Annotated in this window: 30 protein-coding genes; 27 read left to right on the forward strand and 3 right to left on the reverse strand. The window is 32.3% G+C overall.

Features of this window, described 5'->3' with window-relative positions; translation table 11 throughout:
• Positions 1-12: 12 nt before the first annotated feature.
• Both ACYQ3X_RS01795 and ACYQ3X_RS01800 read left to right on the forward strand, forming a co-directional pair.
• Positions 13-750, forward strand: coding sequence for a formate dehydrogenase accessory protein FdhE (locus ACYQ3X_RS01795; RefSeq protein WP_460180130.1), 738 nt, complete (start codon positions 13-15; stop codon positions 748-750).
• Positions 750-2,681, forward strand: a complete 1,932-nt coding sequence (locus tag ACYQ3X_RS01800; RefSeq protein WP_460180131.1) for a molybdopterin biosynthesis protein — start codon at positions 750-752, stop codon at positions 2,679-2,681. Before ACYQ3X_RS01795 ends, ACYQ3X_RS01800 begins: the two co-directional genes overlap by 1 nt.
• Here ACYQ3X_RS01800 and ACYQ3X_RS01805 read toward each other — a convergent pair.
• From ACYQ3X_RS01805 to ACYQ3X_RS01815, 3 genes are all read right to left on the reverse strand, one after another.
• Positions 2,678-3,610 carry a C40 family peptidase gene (locus ACYQ3X_RS01805; RefSeq protein WP_460180132.1) on the reverse strand — a complete coding sequence of 311 codons (933 nt, stop codon included), beginning with the start codon at positions 3,608-3,610 and terminating at the stop codon, positions 2,678-2,680. The two genes, ACYQ3X_RS01800 and ACYQ3X_RS01805, sit on opposite strands and share 4 nt — an antisense overlap.
• Before the next feature lie 10 nt (positions 3,611-3,620).
• Positions 3,621-4,160, reverse strand: coding sequence for an SMC-Scp complex subunit ScpB (scpB, locus tag ACYQ3X_RS01810; RefSeq protein ID WP_460180133.1), 540 nt, complete (start codon positions 4,158-4,160; stop codon positions 3,621-3,623).
• 85 nt (positions 4,161-4,245) lie between these two features.
• On the reverse strand, positions 4,246-4,614 hold the full coding sequence (locus ACYQ3X_RS01815) for a DnaJ family domain-containing protein (protein ID WP_460180134.1): 369 nt from the start codon (positions 4,612-4,614) through the stop codon (positions 4,246-4,248).
• A gap of 125 nt (positions 4,615-4,739) precedes the next feature.
• Between ACYQ3X_RS01815 and ACYQ3X_RS01820 the strand changes: the two genes are divergently transcribed.
• From ACYQ3X_RS01820 to ACYQ3X_RS01940, 25 genes are read left to right on the forward strand one after another with little or no spacing between them, the layout of a single operon-like run.
• Positions 4,740-5,465, forward strand: coding sequence for a class I SAM-dependent methyltransferase (locus tag ACYQ3X_RS01820; protein WP_460180135.1), 726 nt, complete (start codon positions 4,740-4,742; stop codon positions 5,463-5,465).
• Between the two features lie 16 nt (positions 5,466-5,481).
• Positions 5,482-6,654 carry an oligosaccharide flippase family protein gene (locus ACYQ3X_RS01825; protein ID WP_460180136.1) on the forward strand — a complete coding sequence of 391 codons (1,173 nt, stop codon included), beginning with the start codon at positions 5,482-5,484 and terminating at the stop codon, positions 6,652-6,654.
• Positions 6,651-7,352, forward strand: coding sequence for a polyprenol monophosphomannose synthase (locus ACYQ3X_RS01830; protein WP_460180137.1), 702 nt, complete (start codon positions 6,651-6,653; stop codon positions 7,350-7,352). Before ACYQ3X_RS01825 ends, ACYQ3X_RS01830 begins: the two co-directional genes overlap by 4 nt.
• 20 nt (positions 7,353-7,372) lie before the next feature.
• Positions 7,373-7,738 carry a nucleotidyltransferase domain-containing protein gene (locus tag ACYQ3X_RS01835; protein WP_460180138.1) on the forward strand — a complete coding sequence of 122 codons (366 nt, stop codon included), beginning with the start codon at positions 7,373-7,375 and terminating at the stop codon, positions 7,736-7,738.
• A complete protein-coding gene (locus ACYQ3X_RS01840; RefSeq protein WP_460180139.1) occupies positions 7,695-7,871 on the forward strand; it encodes a hypothetical protein in 177 nt (58 codons plus the stop codon). Before ACYQ3X_RS01835 ends, ACYQ3X_RS01840 begins: the two co-directional genes overlap by 44 nt.
• Positions 7,852-8,298: an NYN domain-containing protein gene (locus ACYQ3X_RS01845; RefSeq protein WP_460180140.1), complete on the forward strand. Its 447-nt coding sequence runs from the start codon at positions 7,852-7,854 to the stop codon at positions 8,296-8,298. The genes ACYQ3X_RS01840 and ACYQ3X_RS01845 overlap by 20 nt, the downstream gene beginning before the upstream one ends.
• The gene (locus tag ACYQ3X_RS01850; RefSeq protein WP_460180141.1) at positions 8,298-9,182 is read left to right on the forward strand and encodes a phosphatase PAP2 family protein; all 885 of its coding nucleotides are present in this window, start codon (positions 8,298-8,300) and stop codon (positions 9,180-9,182) included. The genes ACYQ3X_RS01845 and ACYQ3X_RS01850 overlap by 1 nt, the downstream gene beginning before the upstream one ends.
• Positions 9,157-9,420 carry a DUF167 domain-containing protein gene (locus ACYQ3X_RS01855; protein WP_460180142.1) on the forward strand — a complete coding sequence of 88 codons (264 nt, stop codon included), beginning with the start codon at positions 9,157-9,159 and terminating at the stop codon, positions 9,418-9,420. The genes ACYQ3X_RS01850 and ACYQ3X_RS01855 overlap by 26 nt, the downstream gene beginning before the upstream one ends.
• Entirely contained in the window at positions 9,417-10,268 is an 852-nt protein-coding gene (locus tag ACYQ3X_RS01860; RefSeq protein ID WP_460180143.1) for a YicC/YloC family endoribonuclease, read from the forward strand. The genes ACYQ3X_RS01855 and ACYQ3X_RS01860 overlap by 4 nt, the downstream gene beginning before the upstream one ends.
• Positions 10,265-10,525, forward strand: coding sequence for a DUF370 domain-containing protein (locus ACYQ3X_RS01865; RefSeq protein WP_460180144.1), 261 nt, complete (start codon positions 10,265-10,267; stop codon positions 10,523-10,525). The genes ACYQ3X_RS01860 and ACYQ3X_RS01865 overlap by 4 nt, the downstream gene beginning before the upstream one ends.
• The gene (gmk, locus tag ACYQ3X_RS01870; RefSeq protein WP_460180145.1) at positions 10,491-11,126 is read left to right on the forward strand and encodes a guanylate kinase; all 636 of its coding nucleotides are present in this window, start codon (positions 10,491-10,493) and stop codon (positions 11,124-11,126) included. Before ACYQ3X_RS01865 ends, gmk begins: the two co-directional genes overlap by 35 nt.
• 13 nt (positions 11,127-11,139) lie before the next feature.
• Positions 11,140-11,556: a DNA-directed RNA polymerase subunit omega gene (rpoZ, locus tag ACYQ3X_RS01875; protein WP_460180146.1), complete on the forward strand. Its 417-nt coding sequence runs from the start codon at positions 11,140-11,142 to the stop codon at positions 11,554-11,556.
• Between the two features lie 6 nt (positions 11,557-11,562).
• Complete coding sequence (gene coaBC / locus ACYQ3X_RS01880; protein WP_460180147.1) at positions 11,563-12,762, forward strand: bifunctional phosphopantothenoylcysteine decarboxylase/phosphopantothenate--cysteine ligase CoaBC; 1,200 nt, start codon at positions 11,563-11,565, stop codon at positions 12,760-12,762.
• Positions 12,752-13,810, forward strand: a complete 1,059-nt coding sequence (locus tag ACYQ3X_RS01885) for a M24 family metallopeptidase (protein ID WP_460180148.1) — start codon at positions 12,752-12,754, stop codon at positions 13,808-13,810. The genes coaBC and ACYQ3X_RS01885 overlap by 11 nt, the downstream gene beginning before the upstream one ends.
• Positions 13,811-13,820: 10 nt before the next feature.
• Positions 13,821-14,042: a type II toxin-antitoxin system HicB family antitoxin gene (locus ACYQ3X_RS01890; protein ID WP_460180149.1), complete on the forward strand. Its 222-nt coding sequence runs from the start codon at positions 13,821-13,823 to the stop codon at positions 14,040-14,042.
• Positions 14,035-14,259: a type II toxin-antitoxin system HicA family toxin gene (locus tag ACYQ3X_RS01895; RefSeq protein WP_460180150.1), complete on the forward strand. Its 225-nt coding sequence runs from the start codon at positions 14,035-14,037 to the stop codon at positions 14,257-14,259. The genes ACYQ3X_RS01890 and ACYQ3X_RS01895 overlap by 8 nt, the downstream gene beginning before the upstream one ends.
• Positions 14,260-14,271: 12 nt before the next feature.
• Positions 14,272-14,835 (forward strand): elongation factor P, encoded by a 564-nt coding sequence (efp, locus tag ACYQ3X_RS01900; protein WP_460180151.1) that lies wholly within the window; start codon positions 14,272-14,274, stop codon positions 14,833-14,835.
• A gap of 3 nt (positions 14,836-14,838) precedes the next feature.
• Positions 14,839-15,279 (forward strand): acetyl-CoA carboxylase biotin carboxyl carrier protein, encoded by a 441-nt coding sequence (gene accB / locus ACYQ3X_RS01905; RefSeq protein WP_460180152.1) that lies wholly within the window; start codon positions 14,839-14,841, stop codon positions 15,277-15,279.
• A complete protein-coding gene (accC, locus tag ACYQ3X_RS01910) occupies positions 15,279-16,631 on the forward strand; it encodes an acetyl-CoA carboxylase biotin carboxylase subunit (RefSeq protein WP_460180153.1) in 1,353 nt (450 codons plus the stop codon). The genes accB and accC overlap by 1 nt, the downstream gene beginning before the upstream one ends.
• A 51-nt stretch (positions 16,632-16,682) precedes the next feature.
• On the forward strand, positions 16,683-17,237 hold the full coding sequence (locus ACYQ3X_RS01915) for a hypothetical protein (protein ID WP_460180154.1): 555 nt from the start codon (positions 16,683-16,685) through the stop codon (positions 17,235-17,237).
• Positions 17,238-18,368 carry a cache domain-containing protein gene (locus tag ACYQ3X_RS01920; RefSeq protein WP_460180155.1) on the forward strand — a complete coding sequence of 377 codons (1,131 nt, stop codon included), beginning with the start codon at positions 17,238-17,240 and terminating at the stop codon, positions 18,366-18,368.
• Positions 18,369-18,377: 9 nt separating this feature from the next.
• Positions 18,378-19,559: a response regulator gene (locus tag ACYQ3X_RS01925; protein WP_460180156.1), complete on the forward strand. Its 1,182-nt coding sequence runs from the start codon at positions 18,378-18,380 to the stop codon at positions 19,557-19,559.
• A gap of 36 nt (positions 19,560-19,595) precedes the next feature.
• Positions 19,596-19,961 (forward strand): response regulator, encoded by a 366-nt coding sequence (locus ACYQ3X_RS01930; RefSeq protein WP_460180157.1) that lies wholly within the window; start codon positions 19,596-19,598, stop codon positions 19,959-19,961.
• Positions 19,946-20,389 (forward strand): chemotaxis protein CheW, encoded by a 444-nt coding sequence (locus tag ACYQ3X_RS01935; RefSeq protein WP_460180158.1) that lies wholly within the window; start codon positions 19,946-19,948, stop codon positions 20,387-20,389. Before ACYQ3X_RS01930 ends, ACYQ3X_RS01935 begins: the two co-directional genes overlap by 16 nt.
• A gap of 16 nt (positions 20,390-20,405) precedes the next feature.
• Positions 20,406-22,643, forward strand: a complete 2,238-nt coding sequence (locus ACYQ3X_RS01940; protein WP_460180159.1) for a hybrid sensor histidine kinase/response regulator — start codon at positions 20,406-20,408, stop codon at positions 22,641-22,643.
• Positions 22,644-22,646 lie beyond the last annotated feature (3 nt).

The raw sequence follows: 22,646 nt of genomic DNA on the forward strand, positions 1-22,646 counted from the left end.
ACTGGAGGATATATGAAAATTGAAGAAGTAATAAAAGAAAAGCCACATCTGCAAAGCCCTCTTGAATTTTATCAAAAGATAAAAAATTTAACCGAGCAATGCAAAAAGGACAAAGAAAGAGTAAAGCTTGACACCGAGACTGTATTGGTTGATATAGTTCTTAAAAATTTTTCATTGCTTTTTGAGATTCCCTATGAATCTATTTCATTTTTGAAAGATGAAATTTTAAAAAGCGGGAAAAATCCTGTAAAAGAACCTGCAAGTCTTTGGTCTCTTCAGCTTCAAAGTGAAGAGCTTTCAAAGGAAGAGATTAAAAGAATGCTTTTTATACTAAGTAAACCCTTTTTTGTTTTTTTAAGAAAAGAAGGCAAGCAGGCATCTTTTATGGATACAGGAAAATGCCCAATCTGTGGAACAGATTCATCACTTGCAATGATTACAGAGAATAATGAGAAGATAATGATTTGCCCTTTATGTGAACATGGAGGAAGCTTTTTTAGAATTGGATGTCCTTATTGTTTTAACAAAGATTCAAGCAGAATAGAAATTCTTCTTGATGATGAGGAAATAAGAGCTGAACTCTGTCTTGAATGTAATAGTTACATAAAAAGCTTTAAAGAAAATCACTACATAAAATACAGAGACCCCTTTTTGATTGATATAGTCAGTTTGCCTCTTGACATAGTTGTACAGAAGCGGGGCTATATAAGGCGTTCTCCAAATTTTATTGGATTGAGAATAATTGAGTAATGGGGAAAAAGGTTTTTCACGAACTTTTATCACTTGATGAAGCAAGGGAAAGACTTTTTAATGTTTTTAAAGAAAGGGTCTGTCTTCCCATTGATGCAGAAATAGTGTCTGTTAAATCTGCCTTAGGAAGAGTCACAGCAGAGCCAGTTTTTGCCAGATTTTCCTCTCCCTATTTTCATTCTGCTGCAATGGATGGATATGCTGTTAGAGCTCGTGACACCTTCACTGCAACTGAGAGAGAGCCAGTAAAACTCAAAATTGGTGTTGATGCTTACTGGATTGAGACAGGAGACCCACTTCCAGATGATTTTGATGCTGTAATACCAGTGGAAGATGTCAATATAAAGGATGGATGTATAGAAATTTATGCCTCTGTGCCTCCTTACAATGATGTAAGACCAATTGGAGAGGATATTGTTGCCACAGAGCTTATAATTCCTGAAAGTCATCTGGTGCGTGCTGCTGACATTGGAGCAATGCTTGCAAGCGGAATAACAGAGATAAAAGTACGCATGAGGCCTGTTATTGGAATTATTCCAACAGGTTCAGAACTCATTGAGGCTGAAACAATTAAAGAAAGAATGCCAAATCCTCCTGAGCTTATAGAGTATAATTCAGCAGTTCTTGGCAGTCTCATAAATGATGCTGGAGCTGAAGCTAAAATTTATCCAATAGTTCCAGATGAGGAAGGTAAAATAAAGAATGCAGTTCTGAATGCTTTAAATGAGTGTCATATTGTTTTATTGAATGCTGGTTCTGGATACGGAAAAGAGGATTTTACATATAAAGTTATTAATGAACTCGGTGAGGTTATCATAAATGGTGTTGCCATAAAACCTGGTAAACCCTTTATTGCAGGATTTATAAAAGAAAAGGCTGTCTTAGGAATACCTGGGTTTCCTGTATCAGCTTTTTTATGTTTTGACCTTTTTGTTAAACCTTTGATAGAGCTTTATCTTGGTGTATCAACAAAAAAAGAAGAAAAACTTAAGGCAATACTTTCAAGACAGATATCATCAAACATAGGAATTGATGAGTTTGTAAGAGTTAAGGTGGGTAGAGTAGGAGAGAAATACGTTGTAACTCCCATGGGAAGAGGTGCTGGACTTTTAATGAGCGTTGTGAGAGCCGATGGATACATTGTTATTCCAAGAGGTTCAGAGGGATTTTCTCAAGGCTCTGAAATTCCAGTGTATTTATGGCGTAGCAAAGAGGAGATTGACAATACTGTAGTCTGCATTGGCAGTCATGATAACACTCTTGATGTTTTGTATAACTTTTTAAGAAAAAGATATCCCCATGTAACTCTTTCCTCTGCCCATGTTGGATCAATGAGTGGTCTTATTGCTATTAAAAAAGGTGAAGCTCATATTGCAGGGACTCATCTTCTTGATGAAGCAACTGGAGAGTATAATGTGCCTTTTATAAAAAAGCTTTTGCCAGAGAAAAAAGTTGTTCTCATCAATCTTGTTTATAGAATTCAGGGTTTTATTGTTAAAAAAGGCAATCCTAAAAATATTAAAGGATTTGAAGATCTTAGTCGTCAAGATATAGTTTTCATAAACAGACAGCCTGGCTCAGGTACAAGACTGCTTCTTGATAAACATTTAAAGGAGCTCGGAATTTCTCCTGATACTATTAAAGGTTATGATAGAGATGAATACACTCACATGGCAGTAGCTTCAGCAGTGCTTACAGGAAGAGCTGATGTGGGATTAGGGATTCTCTCTGCTGCGCAGGCACTGGGACTTGATTTTATTCCTGTTACTGAAGAAAGATATGATATTTTGATTCCTCAGGATTTTCTTGAATTACCGATAATTCAGGCAGTTTTAAAACTCATAAGAGAAGATGGAGAGTTTAAAAAAGCAGTGAGCCTGCTTGGTGGATATGATATTCGTGATATGGGGAAAATAATGTATTCTAATTAATTTTCCTGCTTTTTAATGTCTTCAATAGCCCTTTCAATAGATTCTTTATCAATTCCAAGAATTCGTTTTGCACCGATAAATCTACTCAGATAATAGGGAGCTTCTAAACTGTCAATTGTTACTTTTTTTGATCTTGTTGATGCATGGATGAATAAGTTGTCTCCCAGATAAATTCCCACATGAGATGGAAATTTTGCATAGGTTCTGAAAAATACAAGATCTCCAGGTTGAAGTTCATCTTTTTTTACAGGAACTCCCACTGTGAACTGCTCTCTTGCACTTCTTGGTAGTTCAATTCCAACCATTGAATAAACTTTTTTAACAAAAAAGGAGCAGTCAAGTCCGCTAAAGCTATTTCCACCAAATCTGTATGGCAGATGAAGCATCTTTTTGGCAAAAAGAAGCAATCTCTCTGCAATGCTCATTTGAGAAAGCTCTTCTGATGCCTTAATTTCCTCTATTTCTTCTACCTTTTTATTTATGTCTGTTTTAGCAGAGGCTAAAACAGGAACTTTTTCATCCTCTCTTATTGAAATATTTTCTTTTGGTTTTTCTGGAGCTTTTACAATAAGTTTCTGTCCTCTACTTAGTTTATTACTATTTAATCCATTAAGTCTTTTAAGTTCTTCCACTGATGTGTTGTATTTTTTTGCAATTCTGAAAAGTGTTTCACCTTTTTTTACAATATGATATTCTGTATCCTGTGATTTTTTTGTGATCTTATTTTTTTTATCTGGTATTTGCAGTTGCATCCCTATCTGCAATTTATTGCTTTTTAAATTATTTGCCTTTTTTATTTCGTCAACGGAAATATTAAATCTCTTTGCAATTCTATAAATGCTATCCCCTTTTTTTACTGTATAAGTTTCAGCAAATACAAGACATGGCAAAAGAATAATCCCTATTAAGAAGACAAGTATTTTACTCATAAATCACCTCCTATGCAGCGTTAACTTTATTAAAATCAACAACTGCTGGCAGTTCATTTAAACTTGAAATACCAAAAGTTTTTAAAAATTCCTTTGTTGTTCCATAAAGAAAGGGTCTGCCAGGCACTTCTTTTTTTCCTACAATTTTTATAAGTTTTTTTTCAATCAGAGTTTTTATTGCATAATCAGAATTTACACCTCTTATTTTTTCTATTTCAGCTTTGGTAATTGGCTGTTTATAAGCTATGATAGCAAGTGTTTCAAGTGCCTGTTCAGAGAGTTTATTATTCGTATGCTGTTTAAATATCTTTACCCATTCAGCATACTGAGGATTTGTAACCATCTGATAGGAATCTTCAATTTTGATAATCATAATTCCTGAATTTCTGGTTCTATATTCTTCAGCAAGTTCATTAATTATTCCCTTAAGATAAGTTTCAGGAATGTTTAATAGGGTATGGAGAATTTTAATTGAAAGTGGTTTTTCTGCAATAAACAGTAAGGATTCTACAATTCCCTTTATCTGTTCTTTTTGAGTGAATAAATTCATGGTTTCCGTATTATACAGAATCAGTTTTAAAAAAATCAATTTCAAGGACAACCTAAGATTGCCGAAATATTAACACAACTCTCAGTTATCCTATGAATTTTTGAATTATCTTGTCTTCGTATTCAGGAAAGTCTTCAAGATAAAGGGGACGTTTTCTTTCAATATTGAATTTAAGAAGTTTAAAATTGAGTTCTCTGATTTTTTTTATTCTCTCTTCATCATCATCTATTGTTTTGAGAAGTTCTTTAAGATCTATTATCTCTTTCCTTATTTCTATCTCTGGAGGAATGCATCCTGCATTTTTAAGAATTTTATAGGCAAGTCTTAAGTCTTCAGGAACCCAGCTAAGGTCTTCCAGCTTTAAAGGTTTTCCCTTGTTGGGAAGATCATCAAAAATTCCTTGTTCCATTGCTTCACGGATTTTTTCCTCAGCGATTTTTTCAAAAATATCCATTAATTTATGATGCCAGAAAAAGTTCCAGAAATGTCAATTTTATGTTAAAATTTGTGCCATTGCTCAGTAAATTAGATAATATCTGGTTTGCAAATATTTGATTAAATTTGCTATATTGCTAAAAAATGAATCAAAAGCACAAGGGATATCAGGATCATATTGTAAATAATTATGGAGCATTTGAAAAATTCTTTATAAGCAAAATAAAACTCAAAAAAATTCAAAGCTTTTATCATAGAATAAAAGTCAGAACTGTTAATCTGAAACTAATTCCCAATATTAAATCTGCAAAGAAAATTTTAGATATAGGATGTGGTCAAGCAGACACTTTAAAATTTATAAAAGAATATATTAATTCCTCTGCTGAGCTTTATGGTGTTGATTTAGAAAAAAATAAGAATATACCTTCTTTTGTTAAATTTTATGAAGTTGACATAGATGAAGAAAAACTTCCCTTTGAAAATGAGTATTTTGATACAGTTATTTCTACATTTGTATTAGAGCACTTAAAAAATCCACAGCAACTTTTCCTTGAAACAAATAGAGTTTTAAAGAAGGCTGGATATTTCTACTGTATTACTGAGAATTATACGTCAGTTTTTTTACCTGGTAGATTTAATTTTTACTCAGATCCAACTCATATAAGGCCATGGACAAAGAAAAGTTTTAAGGCTCTTTCAGAGATGTCTGGTTTTGAAGTTGTAAAAATTGGTCATTTTAGACCGGTAGGCTATTTTCTTCTCATTCCATTTGTGCCTGTTTTGAGCTTGATTTTTGGCTCAGAATGTTCTATTGTGATTTATGAAGTATTTTTTGGGAAGAGTATTTATTGTATTCTGAGGAAAATTTGAAAACTAAAAATTCATAATGTTTAAAGATATATCTTCTGTCACGCTTGCCTTTGTCTATGTAAATATTCTTGGATATGTTTTTCATTCTGTTGTAAGCCGAAGTCTTGGTCCAATCGGATTTGGAGAGTTTATGGTTTTGTATTCTTTAATGTTAACAGTTGGAAATATTACAGTGCTTCTTGGAACTGTAAGCATTAAAACTATAATTGAAAATTATCAAAATAGATTTAATTTTTTAAGCTCTCTAAGATTAGTGGGAGTTGTGATTGGTGCAGTATTTGCTTTTTCAGTATGTGCTTTCTCTTCTTATCTTAAAGACTTTCTACATGTAACTGAATACTACTACTTTTTCATAATTGCCTTAGCATGGTTTGGAATGGCTTTAGTTGCTGTGGAAAGAAGCTTTCTTCAGGCAACTGGTAAATTCTCTCTCTTTGCCTTTTCTACAGCACTGGAGCTAACACTTAGATTGATTGCAGCATTATCAGCAATCTATGCAGGATTCAAAGTAGGTGGAGTTCTTTTTTCTACAGTTGTTGGAGTATTGGCTGTATTAATAATTCTTCTTAAAATAAATGGAAATCTTAATAGCAAAAGAGCACAATTAAATATAAAGAAAATGTTAACAGTAGCTCTTTATGCCTCTCCTATTGGTTTTTTTATCTATGCAGATAACATATTTATAAAAAGAGTATTTGATGAGCATACTGCAGGACTTTACTCAGCAGTATCAATTGTTGGAAAAGTGCTTGTATGGTTTATTTTAACAATTCTTAGTGTTTATTTCCCGAAATTTGTACAGGCAAAAAATTCAGCAGTTTTTAAAAAACTGGTGTTTTCTTTGTTAGGAATAGTAATTCTATCTGAAGTAATAGCTCAAACAGCTTGTTTTTTAATTGGTAAACCATTATTTTTACTACTTTTTGGAGCAAAGTTTGAGCCTGCTTTAAATTTTCTTCCCCTTTATTTTATTGCTATATTGCCTCTTCTTTTCAGTATAGTTTTTATCAGTATGGCAGTAGCCTTAGAGCGATATTTTTACATGATTTATATGCATCTATGCCTATTTTACGGAGGATTTATTATACTTCCCTTGAGGAGTATTTCTGATTATTTAGCATATATTTTTTGCATAAATGCCTTTTTTGTATTATTATATTTCTTAAGCTTTAAAAGGGCGTTAAAATGAATGTAATTGTAATTCTGCCTACATACAATGAAGCGGAAAATGTAGAAAAATTAATTCCAAGACTGCTTGAGCATGAAGTTGACATACTTTTTATTGACGATGCCTCTGAGGATCATACAGCGGAAAAAATAAAAAATTGGATGAAGCACACTCAGAGAATTAATCTAATACAGAGACCATCAAAACTTGGTCTCGGAACAGCCTATATAACAGGCTTTAAATGGGCTTTAAACAGACATTATGATTATATCTTTGAGATGGATGCAGACCTATCTCATGATCCTGGAGAGATTCCAAAATTTATAGAAAAATGCAATGAAGGATATGACCTTGTAATTGGCTCAAGATATACTCGTGGCACAATAAGTGTTGTTGGATGGGATTTTCGGAGGTTGCTGCTTTCAAAATTTGCAAATAAATATGCTACAACAATACTGGGACTCAAATTTCTCAGCGATGTAACAAGTGGATATCGCTGTTACCAAAGAAAAGTTCTTGAAGCCATAGCTCTTGACAGTATAAAATCAAATGGCTATGCCTTTCAGATAGAAATGATTTACAGAGCTTACAAAAGGGGATTTAAAATCACAGAAATTCCTATAATTTTTTACGAAAGAAACAGTGGTTCATCAAAAATGAGCAAAAAAATTGTCATAGAAGCAGCAATCATGGTGTGGAGATTGAGATTTGGTAAGTAAAAAAGTGTTATAATTCAATCATGTTTGAATATGAAAAGATTTCTCTAAAAAGAATTACAGAAAATTTAAAGAATAGTTTTTCTTACAGGCTTAAAGCTGTTGTGGCATTTGGTTCAAGGGTAAGGGGAGACTTTAACAGGGAGTCTGACTTTGATATTCTTGTTATAGTTGAAAATCTGACAATTTCTGATGAAGAAAAGATTATAAAAATTATTTTAGAGGAAGAAGAGAAAACAGGGATTCCCTATGAACCTATCATTAAATCCCTTGATGTTTTTGAAAAAGAAAAAGAGTTCAAAACAGGATTTTATTTAAACATTATAAAAGAAGGAGTATTTTTATATGACTCTAACATTAGAGGAAAAGAGAGCACTTGCAGAGTATAGAATTAGAAAGGCAAAGGAAATTTTTGAGGAAGCCAGCAGGACTGAGGATTCTTTAAACAAAGCTCATGAATTTCTGATTATGGCAGAGAAGCTTTTAGAAAGATTAATGAAAGATGAGCAAACTTTTAATTGATGGATATAATCTTATTGGAATTTTCCATAAAGATTTAAAAAAAGCAAGACAGGAACTGATAGAAGAACTTATCAGATATGGCAACAAAAAAGGACATGAGATTACTGTTGTTTTTGATGGATATAAAGAAGGACCGGGAAAGGAAACTGTGGAGTATCGTGGAGGAGTGAGAATAATTTACTCTGGAGCAAATGAAAAAGCTGATGATATAATAAAAAGAATACTCAGTAATGAAAAGTTCCTATGGATTGTGATAACCTCTGATAAAGAAATAGAAAAGGCAGCATGGAAGGAAAACTGTGTTGCTGTTGAGTCTTCAGTATTTTTTGATATTCTTAATGGTGAAGAGTTTTATTTTGAGCAGAAAAAAGGCATGACTTTATCAAAAAAACAAAAGGCTATACTAAGGGCAATAGCAAAACTCTAATGATAAAAGATTTTTTCAGGCTTCAGCCTGCATTTCAATTAAATATTGTTTTTTTTACAGCACTGTGCTTGATTTTGCTTATTTTTTTAAATAAGCTACCTTCTTTAAATTTTTTTATAGTTTATGTCTCCATAGTTATATTCCAGATTTTTCTTTGTAAAGTTCCTGAAAATGCTCTTCTTGGTTTCATAAAAAACATTGGATTGCCTGTTTTTTCTGTTTTAATAGCTTTTGATACAATTGGTGAGCTTATCCCTTATATAAATCCAAAAGATATTGATACAGCATTACTCAAACTTGATTATTCAATTTTAGGATTTTATCCCTATGTTTATTTTGATAAAATAGCAAATCCTGTATTAACTGAATTAATGCAAATTTCCTACTGTTTTTATTATATTCTTCCCTTTATGATTGGCATTTATCTTATGAAAAACGGAAATAAACAGGAATTTTATAGAGCTCTCTTTCTTGTGCTTTTCTGTTATTATCTTTCCTATATTGGATATATGTTATTCCCAGCAGTTGGTCCAAGATACAGTATCCCTTATATGTTTCAAAATGAACTAAATGGATTATTTCTGGCTCATAAAATTAAAGATTTTCTGAATTCTCTTGAAGGAATAAAGAGAGATGCCTTTCCAAGCGGACATGTGGCTGTTTCATTGGTTGTCCTGTTTTTAATGTTAAAATATTCAAAAAAGCTTTTCATGCTGAGTTTTATTCCTGTGATTTTTCTAATACTTTCCACAATCTACTGTAGATATCATTATTTTACAGATGTTTTAGGAGGAACTTTACTTTCAGTTGTAACTTTAGTTGCAGGTAATTTATACTATAACTTTTGGCTATCAAAAAATGGAGATACCTTTATCAAAAGATAAAAATGGTTTTTTATTAAAACTAATAGTGAAGACAGGAGCTAAAACTGCTGGCATTGAAGGAGTTGAAGGCGATATATTAAAACTAAGGCTTAAAGCTCAACCCCATGATGGATTGGCAAATAAAGAACTTGTTGAAATGCTTTCTGAGATATTGAATGTTTCCAAATCAAGAATTGAAATAATAAAGGGTAAAACATCAAGACATAAGCTTGTTAGAATAAAAGGAGAATTAGATTGATAGAAAGTCTTACAGGTTATGGATTTTCTGAAAAGGGAATATTCAGAGTTGAGGCAAAATCTTTAAATCATAGATTTCTTGAGATAAATTTAAAACTACCTCAAATACTCTCCAGATATGAAATTGAAATCAGAAATCTTATACGGAAAAAATTTCAAAGAGGCAAAATAGATGTTACTGTAACAATCAATCAGAAAGAGAAAACAGGCAGAGTTTACCTCAATAAAAATCTTGCAAAGCAAGTTTATGAAGCGTTTATTGATTTAAAAAAAGAGTTAAGCATTCTTGGCTCAATTGATATTTCAATGTTTTCAAATTTTAGAGAACTTTTTATATATGAGGAAGAAGAACCTGATATAAATACCCTTATGCTTGCCTTATCAGAGGCTCTTGAATCGCTTCATGAAATGAGAATAAGAGAGGGACAGATAATTTATCAAACTTTAATAGAAATTACTGATAATCTTGAAAAGGACATAGCAACTTTAGAAACTTTTGTGGATGTAAGTTATAATAATTATATTAACTTTTTGAGAAATAGAGTAAAACAACTGATAACTGAAAACAACCTTGATGAAAAAAGGGTTTTAGAGCAGATTATTTTATATGCACAGAAAATAGATATAAAAGAGGAAGTTGATAGACTTCAGAGTCATATTATTCAGTTTAAAGAAAATATCTTGAAAGGCGGGATAATGGGGAAAAAACTTGATTTTTTACTACAGGAGATGAACAGAGAAATCAATACAGTTCTGGCAAAAACAGAGGACTTTCAGGTAAAAACCCTTGCGATTGAGATAAAAACAAATGTTGAAAGACTTAAAGAACAGATTCAGAATATACTATGAGTTTCATAAACATTGGTTTTGGTAACATAGTGTCTCTATCAAGAATTATTGCTGTAGTGAATCCTGGCTCTTCTCCTATGAAAAGAATGAAAGAGGAAGCAAAGAAAAGAGGAAAACTTATTGATGTAACTGAAGGAAGAAAAACCCGTTCAATTATAATTACTGACAGTGATCATGTAATACTTAGTGCCTTACAGGTTGAAACAATTTTACAAAGAATTAATGAAACAAACATGGTGGATGATGGAACTTTATAAAAGAGGTAATATTTTTGTTATTTCTGCTCCTTCAGGCGCTGGCAAAACAACATTGTGCTCAAGACTGCTTAAAGCATTACCTGATTTAAAAATGAGTATTTCTCATACAACAAGAAAGCCAAGACATGGAGAGATAGATGGAGTTGATTATTTCTTTGTAGATAAAAAAACATTTGAAAAAATGATAGCGAATGAAGAGTTTATTGAATGGGCAGAGGTTTACGGAAATTTTTATGGAACATCAAAAAACATTATATTTCAACTAATAAAACAGGGATATGATATACTGCTTGATATTGACACTCAGGGAGCAAAAAGCATAAAAAAAATTTATCCTGAAACTATTTTGATTTTTATTCTTCCACCTTCTATGGAAGAACTTGAAAGAAGACTTTTACAGAGAAATGAGGATAAGGATATAATAAAAAGAAGATTGAGCAAAGCAGGAGAGGAAATCTCACAGTATAAATTTTATGACTATATTGTAATAAATGATAATCTTGAAAAAGCATTAAATGATCTGCTCTGTATAATCTGTGCTGAAAGACTTAAAACAAAAAGAATACAACAGAATGAAATAGAAAAAATCTTCAAAAAATAAGGAGGAAAATAAGATGGAAAAACAAGAACAAACCATTGATATTATCTCTCTACCAATAGAAATTGACAGGACAAAAATTGATTCAAGATATCGTTTGGTTCTTATAGCAGCTCAAAGAGCTGCTGAACTTTCTCTTGGTGCCACATCAAAATTAGAAAAAAAGGCGAGAAAAGTTACGACCACAGCAATACTTGAGGTTTTATTAAACAAAATAGAGTATATTACAGGTGAAGAAGCATTGAAAGCCAAAGAAAAAATTGACCAGATTGATGTTAAAAAACTTCTTGAAGACAAAAGAAGAGCAATTCCTGACCTCAGCGAACTTGAAAAAGACCTTAAGGTTTACTTACATGGTAAGGAGTCTGCTGAAAAACTACTTGAGGAATTGTTCTCAGAACAACCACAACAGCATTCTGATGAACAAGAATAAATAACAGTGAAGGATTTTTTAAAAAATAAAAAAATTCTGTTAGGCATAACAGGAAGTATCGCAGCTTATAAAGTATACGAAATAATCAAGCTTTTAAAGGAATCTGGTGCTGAGATTTTTCCTGTTATGACTGAAAAGGCAACTTATTTTATTACACCTCTAAGTATTGAAATATCCTGTAGTAACAAAGTTTTGATTGATATGTTTCAGGAACCTCTCTCTCATATTGAACTTGCAAAAAAAGGTGATCTCTTTTTAATAGCGCCAGCCACTGCAAATTTAATCAACAAATATGCTTGCGGAATTGCTGATGATCTTCTTACAACACTTCTTCTTGCCTTTCGTGGTCCTGTAATCATAGCTCCTGCTATGAACTGGAGAATGTATCAGTCTGCACAGGTTCAAAAAAGCATTGGTTATTTAAAAAGCATAGGAGTTGAATTTGTAGGACCAGAAGAAGGACATCTTGCCTGTGAAGAAGAAGGTACAGGAAGACTTGTGAGAGCAGAAAAGATTTTTGAAGCAGTTGTTTCGGCTTTAACTGAAAAGGATTTAAAAGAACAGCATGTTCTTGTTACAGCAGGACCCACACGGGGATACATTGATGCTATAAGATTTATAACAAATAAATCATCAGGTAAAATGGGTTATGCCCTGGCAAAAATTGCAAAAAGAAGAGGTGCAAGAGTAACCCTTATAAGCGGTCCTTCAAACATTGAACCTCCAGAGGTGGATAAATTTGTCAGAGTTGAAACAACTGAAGAAATGCTTGAAAAAGTTATGGAAACTATAAATTCTGCGACAATTCTTTTAATGGCAGCAGCACCAATTGACTTTGAACCTGAGAAATTCTCTAATACAAAAATTGATAAAAAATCAATAAATTCCATATCTCTCAGGCTATGTCCTGATATACTTAAAGAAGTTTCAAAACTTAAGAAAAAGCCTTTTATTGTAGGCTTTTCTGCTGAATCAGGGTTCAATACAGAAAGAGCAAAAACAAAGTTTAAAGAAAAATCTCTTGACATGATTATTTTAAATGATATTATGCAAAAAAACACAGGAATGCAGTCTGATACAAATCAGATAATAATGCTTTACAAAAAGGGAAATAAATTTTTTGAAGAAAAAACTGAATTACTTCCAAAAGAAGAAATAGCCAGCCTGATTCTTTCTAAAATCAAGGAGTTAAAAGTTGGCAGATAAATATGAAAAGAGAGTTAAGAAGGTTTTTGATAAAGTTTCTTCAACATCTGAAGCATTTTTAATAACAAATCTTAAAAATATCAGATATTTAACAGGCTTTAAAGGCTCCTTTGCGGTTGCTCTTTTAACTCATAAAGAGCTTTTTCTTTTTGTTGATTTCCGTTATGTGGAACAGGCAAAAAAGGAAGCTTTTGCTGAAATTGTTTTTTTTAAAGACTCCTGGTTCAATGCTTTAATAAAATTTATTGATGATTTGAAGATAAAAAAACTTTCTCTGGAAGTTACATGCAGTGTGGAAACTTTTTTAAAGCTCAGTGGTAAAATTGAGATGGTTCCTCAGTATTATGTGGTTGAGCATATTAGAGCAGTTAAGGAATGCGAAGAAATTGAGCATATGAAAGTAGCGGTTAAAATAGCTGAAGAGGCTTTTTTACGAATTAAACATCTTCTGAGAGAGGGCACTACAGAAAAAACAATAGCAAAAGCTCTTGAAAGTGAGATAAAAAAACAAAGCGATAGTTTACCTTTTCCTGTGATTGTAGCATCTGGAGCTAATTCTTCCATGCCACACTGGCGAAACTCTAACAAAACACTAAATTATGGTGATTTTGTTATAATTGATTGGGGTGCAGAATATGAAGGTTATTTTTCTGATATGACCAGAACATTTATAATTGGAAAGGCTGACGATAAAAAGAAAGAGATTTATGAGATAGTAAATAACGCAAGACTGGAAGCAATTATGTCATGTAAAACAGGAGTGCTTGCCAAAGATATTGACCAGGCAGCAAGAAATCTGATAAAACAATCAGGTTATGAAGAAAATTTTGGGCACGCAACAGGTCATGGAGTTGGGCTTGATGTTCATGAATTTCCAAAGATAAGTTATCAATCTGAAGAAATAATTGAGCCTGGTATGGTCTTTACTGTGGAGCCTGGAATTTATATTGAAGGCTTTGGAGGAGTAAGAATAGAAGACATGGTTGCTGTAAGAGAAAATTCAGTAGAAATTTTGACTACCCTTTCAAGAGATTTAGAAATCTTATAGGAGGTAAAGCATGAAAAAATTCAGATATAGAATAGTAATAGAGCAAGATGAAGATGGAGTTTATATCATTTCCTGTCCAGCTTTAAAAGGATGCTATTCACAGGGAAATACAGTAGAAGAGGCAATTGAAAACATCAAGGATGCTATAAAACTTCATATTGAGGCAAGACAATCTCTTGGAGAGCCTGTTCCCATAGAAGTAGTAATGGACGAGGTTGAAGTTAGTGTCTAAGTTGACTCCTATAAAGCCTGATGAATTAATAAGAGTGATTGAAAAGTTGGGATTCAAAAAGATAAGACAGAGTGGAAGTCATGCTGTTTTTTTTCATTCTGATGGAAAATGGACAACAGTGCCTATACACAAAGGTAAAGATGTTGCAAAAGGAACTTTAAGAAAAATACTGAAAGATTTAGGAATCTCATATGAAGAGTTTAAAAAATTGTTATAGGGGAGGTAGAGCATGATTTCAACATCAGAGTTTAAAAAAGGCTTAAAGATTGAATACAAAGGAGAACCCTATGAAATAATTGATTTTCAACATGTAAAAATGCAACAAAGAGCACCAATTGTTAGAACTAAAATAAAAAATCTTAAAACAGGAAGGGTTCTTGAGGAAAACTTCCCTGCCGGAGAAAAATTTGAAAAACCAGAGCTTGAAGAAAAACAGATGCAGTATCTTTACTCTCAGGCAGACTCCTATGTTTTTATGGATATGGAAACCTATGAACAGATTGCTATACCAGTAGATAGAATTGGAGATGCAATTTATTATATAAAAGAAGAAATGATTGTTGATGTGATTTACTACAAAGGGGAGCCTCTTATAATTGAACCGCCAATGTTTGTTGAATTAAGAGTCATTGAGACTGAACCAGCCTTTAAGGGTGATACAGCTTCTGGAGGAACAAAACCTGCAAAACTTGAAACAGGTCTTACAGTAAAAGTTCCTTTTCATATCCAGACAGGAGATTTATTAAAAATTGATACAAGAACAGGAGAATATATTGAAAAGGTAAAGGAGTGAATGATGGAACTTGAAGAAATAAAAGAAATTATATCCTTTTTAAAGGATACTGATGTAACAGAGTTAAATATTGAAAAAGAAGGTTTTAAAATTAGAATTAAAAGGGGCTATGTTTATACTCCTGTAGAATTTGCAAAACCCATCAAGCCAGCAGCAGAATCCTCAACCTCTCAAGCAGAAGTTTTAAAGGAAGAGGAAGTTCTTCACACTATCACCTCTCCGCTGGTTGGAACATTTTATAGAGCTTCTTCTCCTGATGCACCACCCTTTGTTGAAATCGGCTCAAAAGTGGAAAAAGGACAGGTTTTGTGCATAATAGAAGCAATGAAAATTATGAATGAGATTGAAAGTGATGTTTCAGGAATTGTGAGAAAAATACTCGTTGAAAACGGACAGCCAGTTGAGTATGGAGAGCCACTGTTTTTAATTGAGGTAACTGAATAATGGAGTTATTCAAGAAAATTCTCATTGCAAATAGAGGAGAGATAGCTGTAAGAATTATCCGTGCCTGTAGAGAACTGGGCATCCGTACTGTTGCAGTTTACTCTGAAGCTGATAAAGACTCTTTACATGTGAAACTTGCAGATGAATCAATATGTATAGGTCCTGCAAATCCTGCTCAGAGCTATTTAAATATTACTTCAATTCTCTCTGCAGCAGATATAACAGATGCTGAAGCAATTCATCCTGGTTATGGCTTTTTGTCTGAAAATGCTCAATTTGCAGAGGCTTGCATAAACTCTGGGATAGTGTTTATTGGTCCTACACCTGAAAATATTAAAGTTGGAGGAGATAAAGCTAAAGCAAGGCAGATACTGAAAAGAAAGGGTATTCCTGTAGTTCCTGGAAGTGATGGTCCAGTAAACGATGAAGACTCCTGTATGAAGATAATCAAAAAAATAGGACTTCCTGTAATATTTAAGGCTTCTGCTGGTGGTGGTGGAAGAGGAATGAGAATAGTAAATGATGAAAAAGATATTGAACAGGCTTTTTTTATGGCACAGAGAGAAGCCCTTGCAGCCTTTGGAAACGGTGAACTTTATATTGAAAAGTATTTCCCTAAGGTAAGACATATAGAAGTGCAAATACTTGCTGATAAACAGGGGAATATTATTCATCTTGGAGAAAGAGATTGCACAATACAACGGAGGCATCAGAAATTGATTGAGGAAGCTCCTTCTTGTGTTTTAAATGAAAAATTAAGGAAAAAAATTGGTGAATATGCTGTAAAAGCTGCTAAAGCACTGAAATTTAGAAACATAGGCACTTTTGAATTCATTGTTGATCATGAATTAAATCCTTATTTTATTGAAATAAATACAAGAGTTCAGGTAGAACATCCAGTAACAGAGGAAATTACTGATATTGACATTATTAAAGAGCAGATCAGGCTTGCGAAAGGATATCCTTTGTCTTTCAAACAGCCTCAAATTAAATTTCGTGGACATGCTATAGAATGCAGAATTAATGCAGAAGACCCTGAAAAGTTTATTCCTTCTCCAGGTATAGTAGAGTTTATACATCTTCCAGGTGGCCCTGGCATAAGAGTTGATAGCTTCCTCTATCAGGGATGTAAGGTGTCTCCTTATTATGATTCTCTGGTAGCAAAAATCATTGCTAAGGGAGCAAATAGACAGGAAGCAATAAATAGAATGAAAAGAGCTCTTCACGAAACAGTGATAAAGGGCATAAAAACCAATATATCTTTATTTTTAAAAATTCTTGACCATCCTGATTTTATCAAAGGAAAGTTCTTTACTGATTTTATCCAGATGATGAACAATAATATTACTTAATTTGGGTCTTGATATTGATAGAAATAATTTGCTATCCTTTTATAAAGCTTTATGAAAAAAAATCTTTCAGATATTATTGAGAATTTATTTCAAACAAAAAGCACAGGGTTGCTTACTGTAAATTTTGAATCAGAAAAAAATCTGCTTAAGTTTTATCTAAAAAATGGTCAAATTTATCATATATCCTTTGGATTTCAAAAAGGCAGACGATGCTTAGATGAGATAGCTTCAAGACAGCCCATTTCGTGTAATTTCATTCCTCAAATTTCAATTGATATTACAAGCGATGATATTCCTTCAACTGAAGATATAATTAAAAATTTACAAGATATGAACAAATTTGTAGGTTTCGCTGATTCTTCTTTTGTTCAGTCTTCAGATTTTCAAAAAATAAAAGATGCTATAAAAACTGCATTAATCAGGCAAATTGGACCAATTGGAGGAAAAATCACAGAAAAATATATGAGTGAAAAATGGCTTCCTTCTCAGCCACCATCAAAAGAAGATTTTCTCAATTTAATTGATATGTTAAAGGAAGAGATAGAAGATCCTCAATCAAGAAAAGAGTTTTTACAGGAAGTAAATAAAATTTTAGGAGGTATATAAATGAGAATAGAACTTGGATTAAGAGCAGGAATAGCTTTGCCTCTTTTAGCAACTTTGATTGCAGGAATGAGCATATTAGTTGTTTTTAATTATATCATGCAGGTAAATCTTTTAAAGGATGAAGAAAACCGAAACATTGAGGCATCAATTAATACAGCTCAAATTTTGCTTGAAACTTCCACAATTCATTATCAACAAATGGCTCATCTGATTGCACAAATGTCAGATGTTCAGGAAGCTGTTAATAAAAAAGACAGAAATCGCTTAATAGATAAATTTCTGCCTGCTTTTAATTCTTTAAAAGAAAATTTTGGAGTTGCTCAATTTCACTTTCATATACCTCCTGCAGTTTCTCTTGTAAGGCTTCATGATCTTTCTCATTTTGGTGATGATATTTCAAAAGAGCGTAAAACTGTTGTTCAGGTACAAACAATTAATAAAGGTGTAAGAGGTATTGAGATTGGTTTGGGTGGAGTTGGATTAAGAGGAGTTGAGCCAATTTTCTACAAAGGTGAGTTTGTAGGTAGTGTTGATTTGGGTGGTGGATTGAAAACAGAAATTGATCAAATTAAAAAAGCCATAAATGCTGATTTAGGAGTTGCTGTTTACAAGGATCTACTTTCTGGCTGGCCTGGACTAAAAGATGTAAAACATACTTTTGGTCAATGGATTTCTCTATATTTTACTCAACCTGATCCAAAATTGTTTGTCTCTGAAGCTTCTTTAAAAAAAGCTGCTCAATCAAAAGAGAGATATTATATTGAAGTAGTTCCTTATGCAGGTAAAGAATATATTGTTGCTTACAGTCCTCTTAAGGATTTCTCAGGTAGGGTTATAGGTTTTATATATATTGTAAAAGAAAGAATTCTCAGTCCTTTTAAAGTTTTTACAATTCTTGGTATAAACGTTTTAGTTTATATTATAATGCTCATAGTAATAGCTCTTTTAATAGGATATGGTATGAATAAATATGTAATAAATCCAATAGTGGCACTTACAAAGGTTACAGATGAAATATCTATGGGTAAGACATCTCAAAAAGTAGAAATTAAAGATGCTCGTGGAGAAATAGCTATACTGGCAAGAGCTGTTGAAAGAATGCGTATAACAATGAAAAAACTTCTTGAATAGGAGTAAAAAATGGCAGGAGAAAAAATATTAGTAATGGATGATAGTCCTCTTGTAAGAAAACTTGCTGAAGTTTCTTTGCAAGAGGCAGGATATGAAGTTTATACAGCTAGTGATGGAGAAGAAGGTTTAAAAATTGCCGAAGAGATTAAGCCGGATTTAATTTTAGTTGACTTCATAATGCCCAAGATGACAGGTTCTCAGGTTTGCAAACTCATAAGGGAGAATGAAACTCTTAAAGATATTCCCATTATTTTAATTACTGGAAAAGGGGAGACAGTTGGGCAGACATTTATTGAAAAATATGGAATTCTGGATTACTTTATAAAACCTTTTAAATCAGAAGAACTGGTAGATAAGATCAATGAGGTTTTAAGTAAAGCTCCTGAAATTAAAGAAATTCCTGTTTTTAGTTATGAATCACAGGAAACAGAAAAGGAAGTGGAAGAAACAGAGCCTATTGTATTACCGAAAACAGAAGAAGTATTCTCCATTGAAGAAAAAGAAATTGATTTAACAAAAGAAATTGAATTAAAAGAAGATATATTTGAAGAACCATCACAAAAAATAAAGGATTTGATTGAATCTCCAGAAATTGAACTTCCAGAACTGGAAATGATAGAAAAAGAAGAAATATTTGAAACAGAAGCGGTTGAGCCTGTTCAGGATTTAAGGGAAGAGCCATTAAAAACAGAAATTGAAGAAACAAAGTATACTTTTGATTTAACTACTCTGGAAAAATTAATAGAAAACAAATTCAATAGCTTTTGTGAAAAAATTACACCTTTATTTGATATTTCAGTGGAAGGAGTATTAAAAAAATATGGTTTAATAAAAGATTCTTCTGTGATTCTATCAGGCAATTTAAATTTCTTTAAAATTAAGGAAATTTTTGCTCTAATAAGTTCTAATGATTTAAATGGTATATTTTCTGCTTACGGTAATGGAATAGTTTACGAATTTCTATTTATGAATGGAAAAATTATTTATGGAATCTCAAGCCTGCAAAAACAAAAAGCAGGAGGCAAACTATTGAATGAACTGTCTGAAGAGGAAATTAAGAATATTACAACTGAGACATTAGATTCCTTAGAGAATCTTCAAAATGGAACCTTTATTTTTGAAAAAAAAGATTTTTCAGACACATGGTTGCTGAATAGAACTGGCTATAATCCATTAGAGCTTTTTAAATAAACATGAAAATGATATAATACATAAGGGAAGAGTAAAATGCATAAGGTGCTTGTTGCAGAAGATTCAGTTACAGATGCAAAATATATTGAGTCTATTCTTAAAGAAGGTGAATATGAACTTTTTTTTGCAAAAGATGGTGAGGAAGCTGAAGAATTGATAAAAAAAGAAAATTTTGATCTTGTTATTTTAGATGTTGTCATGCCTAAGAAAAATGGCTTTCAAATTTGTAGAGAGATAAAGAAAAACGAAAAAACAAAAGATATACCTGTAATTATTGTTAGCTCTAAAAAAGAAGAAGCTGATAAGTTCTGGGGAAAGCAGCAGGGAGCTGATGAATACATTACAAAACCCTTTGAACCAATTGATCTTCTGGTGGCTATAAAGAAATGCCTGAAGAAATAAAAGAAAAAACAGAAAAATCTTATTGTGTATTAGGAGTAGGGGAAAGAGAGTTTTTAGTCCCGAAAGAAAGCGTTGTTCAGGTTCTGGATATTACAAGAATATTTCCAATTCCTGGTGCTCCTGACTACATAGTTGGAGCTTTACCTGTAAGAGGCAAAATTATTCCTGCTGTGGACCTGGCAAAGGTTTACAATATTGAGAGATTAAACTATGCTGATAATAAATTACTGGTTATTGAAGTAAAAGGTGAAAAAATAGGAATTTTATCGGATACTGCTCCTTTCTTTGTCAGTTTTGACTCTGATATAGTGGTAGAAGACTTTATTGATCCTGAACAATTATTTGAACAACTTAAAATAAGTTATCAAAAACCTGCGGAAAATCTAAAGAGCGGACTCCCTGGCGAGACCAATACACACAAAGCATGAAAAAACTCAGAGAAAAATGATAGATAAATCTGAGCTTATAAAATATTTTTTACTGGAAGCAGAAGAACATGTAAATACTTTAATTGAAGGAACAGAGGAGCTTGAAACTAAAGGATACAACAAAGAAACTGTAGAAAGCCTGTTCAGAGCAACTCATACATTAAAAGGCTCTGCCTCTATTGTTAAATTCAATAAAATTGCCACAATATCTCATCGTCTGGAAGACCTTTTTGAAGCTTTGTTAAATGAAGAAATAAATTATGAAAATTTTCTTATTTACCATATTAAAAAAGCTATTGATGCAATAGTGGGATTTGTAAATGAAGTAAATGAAACAGGTGAGGAAAAAAGCGAGCTTGATGAAGAAGTTATAAAATCAATTGATAATATTCTACGTAAAAAACAAATACCTGCTGAAGAATATGAGCCTGCAGTTTTTAAAGCCCTTCCTATTGGTAACACTGTCAGAGTCGGAGTTGAAGTCATTGATCATATTCTCACCTCTCTGGGAGAGACTCTTGTTCAGAAAAATACAATAATGGATAAAGAAAGAGAATTATTAAACATTGTGGAAGAAATTAACAACAGCGGGAAAAGACTTTTAAAAGAAATAACTGATTTTTCAGACAGGTATTGGTTATCCACGCAAAATAAAGATGAAAAAGTTATAGACAGTTTTTTTGCAGACTTCAGCGATCTTGAATTTGATCGCTATGATGAATACCATATTTTTTTAAGAAAAATTCAGGAGATAACCAATGATATAACAGAAGGTATAAATTCATTGTTTATTTTTTCTGAAAATCTCTCATATCATTTCAAATCTCTTAATAGAGAAATCAACTACTTAAAAGATAGTCTGATTGAAATAAGAATGATACCAGTTGGAAAGCTTTTACATAGACTTTCTGAAGCTGTTAAAGACATAGCAAAAGCCCATGGTAAAACTATTGAAATAGAGATAAAAGGAGCAGAAACAAAAATTGACAAACCAATTTTTGATGCATTATATGAGCCAATTCTTCATATTCTTCGTAATGCTGTCCAGCATGGAATTGAATATCCTGAAGAAAGAACAAGAAAAGGAAAAGAAAAGACAGGTCACATACAAATTAATGTACAAAAAGAAGGGAAATCCATTGTTATAACTATAAAAGATGATGGCAGAGGAATAGATATTGATAAAGTGAAAAAAATAGCTATTCAAAAGAAATTCATTACTCCTCAATATACTCCTTTTATTTCAAATGAAGAAATTCTATCTTACATATTTGCCCCTGGTTTTTCCACACAAGAAGAAGCAGATTTCCAGAGTGGAAGAGGCATGGGACTTAATATTGTTAAAACAGCAATTTCAAAACTTAAAGGCACAATAGAAGTTTCTTCAAAACTTGATAAAGAAACCACTTTTATAATAAAAATTCCGCAATCGTTAACTATAAGCAATCTTTTAGTTTTTAGCTCACATAATTTAGATTTTGCTATACCTATCAACTACATTGAAGAAATCTTGACACTGGAGGATTTTCCGCAAGCAACAGTAGAAAGAAATATCAATCATAAAAATAGAATTATTCCTGTGAAACTATTTTCAGAAGTTTTTTTCTCTGCAAACGGTAAAAAAATTGAAAAAGGGTTTATAATTGTTTTCAATTTTTCAGGAATAAGAAAAGGACTTATTGTTGAAGAAATTCTGGGACATGAGGAAGCAACAGTTCATAGTTTTGGAAAGTTTCTTGAAGGATTAACTCAATATCTTGGTTATTTTATATCTGGTAAAGGCTCTCCAAGATATGTCATTGATCCTTTGAAGCTATTTGAAGAAGAATTTGTATTTACAACACCATTGGCTGAGAAAATTAAAGAATCATTCATATACAAAGGTTCTGTCCTGGTTGTGGATGACTCCATAAGTGTAAGAAAGAGCTTACAAAGTATTCTTGAGGATAGAAAACTGAAAGTGTATACTGCAAAAGATGGGGCTGAAGCATTAAATTTACTGGAAAGAAAAAAAATTGACCTTGTAGTAACTGACCTTGAAATGCCTGTAATGCACGGCTATGAGCTTATTAGCAGGCTAAGAAAAGATGTAAGATTCAAAGATTTACCAATTATAGTTCTTACTTCAAGAGGAACAAAAAAGCATGAAGAAAAAGCCATTGCACTGGGAGCAGATGGATATATTGTAAAGCCCTTTGATGAAAAAGCCATACAAGAACAGATTCTTAATCGCCTTATATATTCAGAATTATAGTTA

Source organism: Thermodesulfovibrio sp. TK110 (assembly GCF_054658355.1).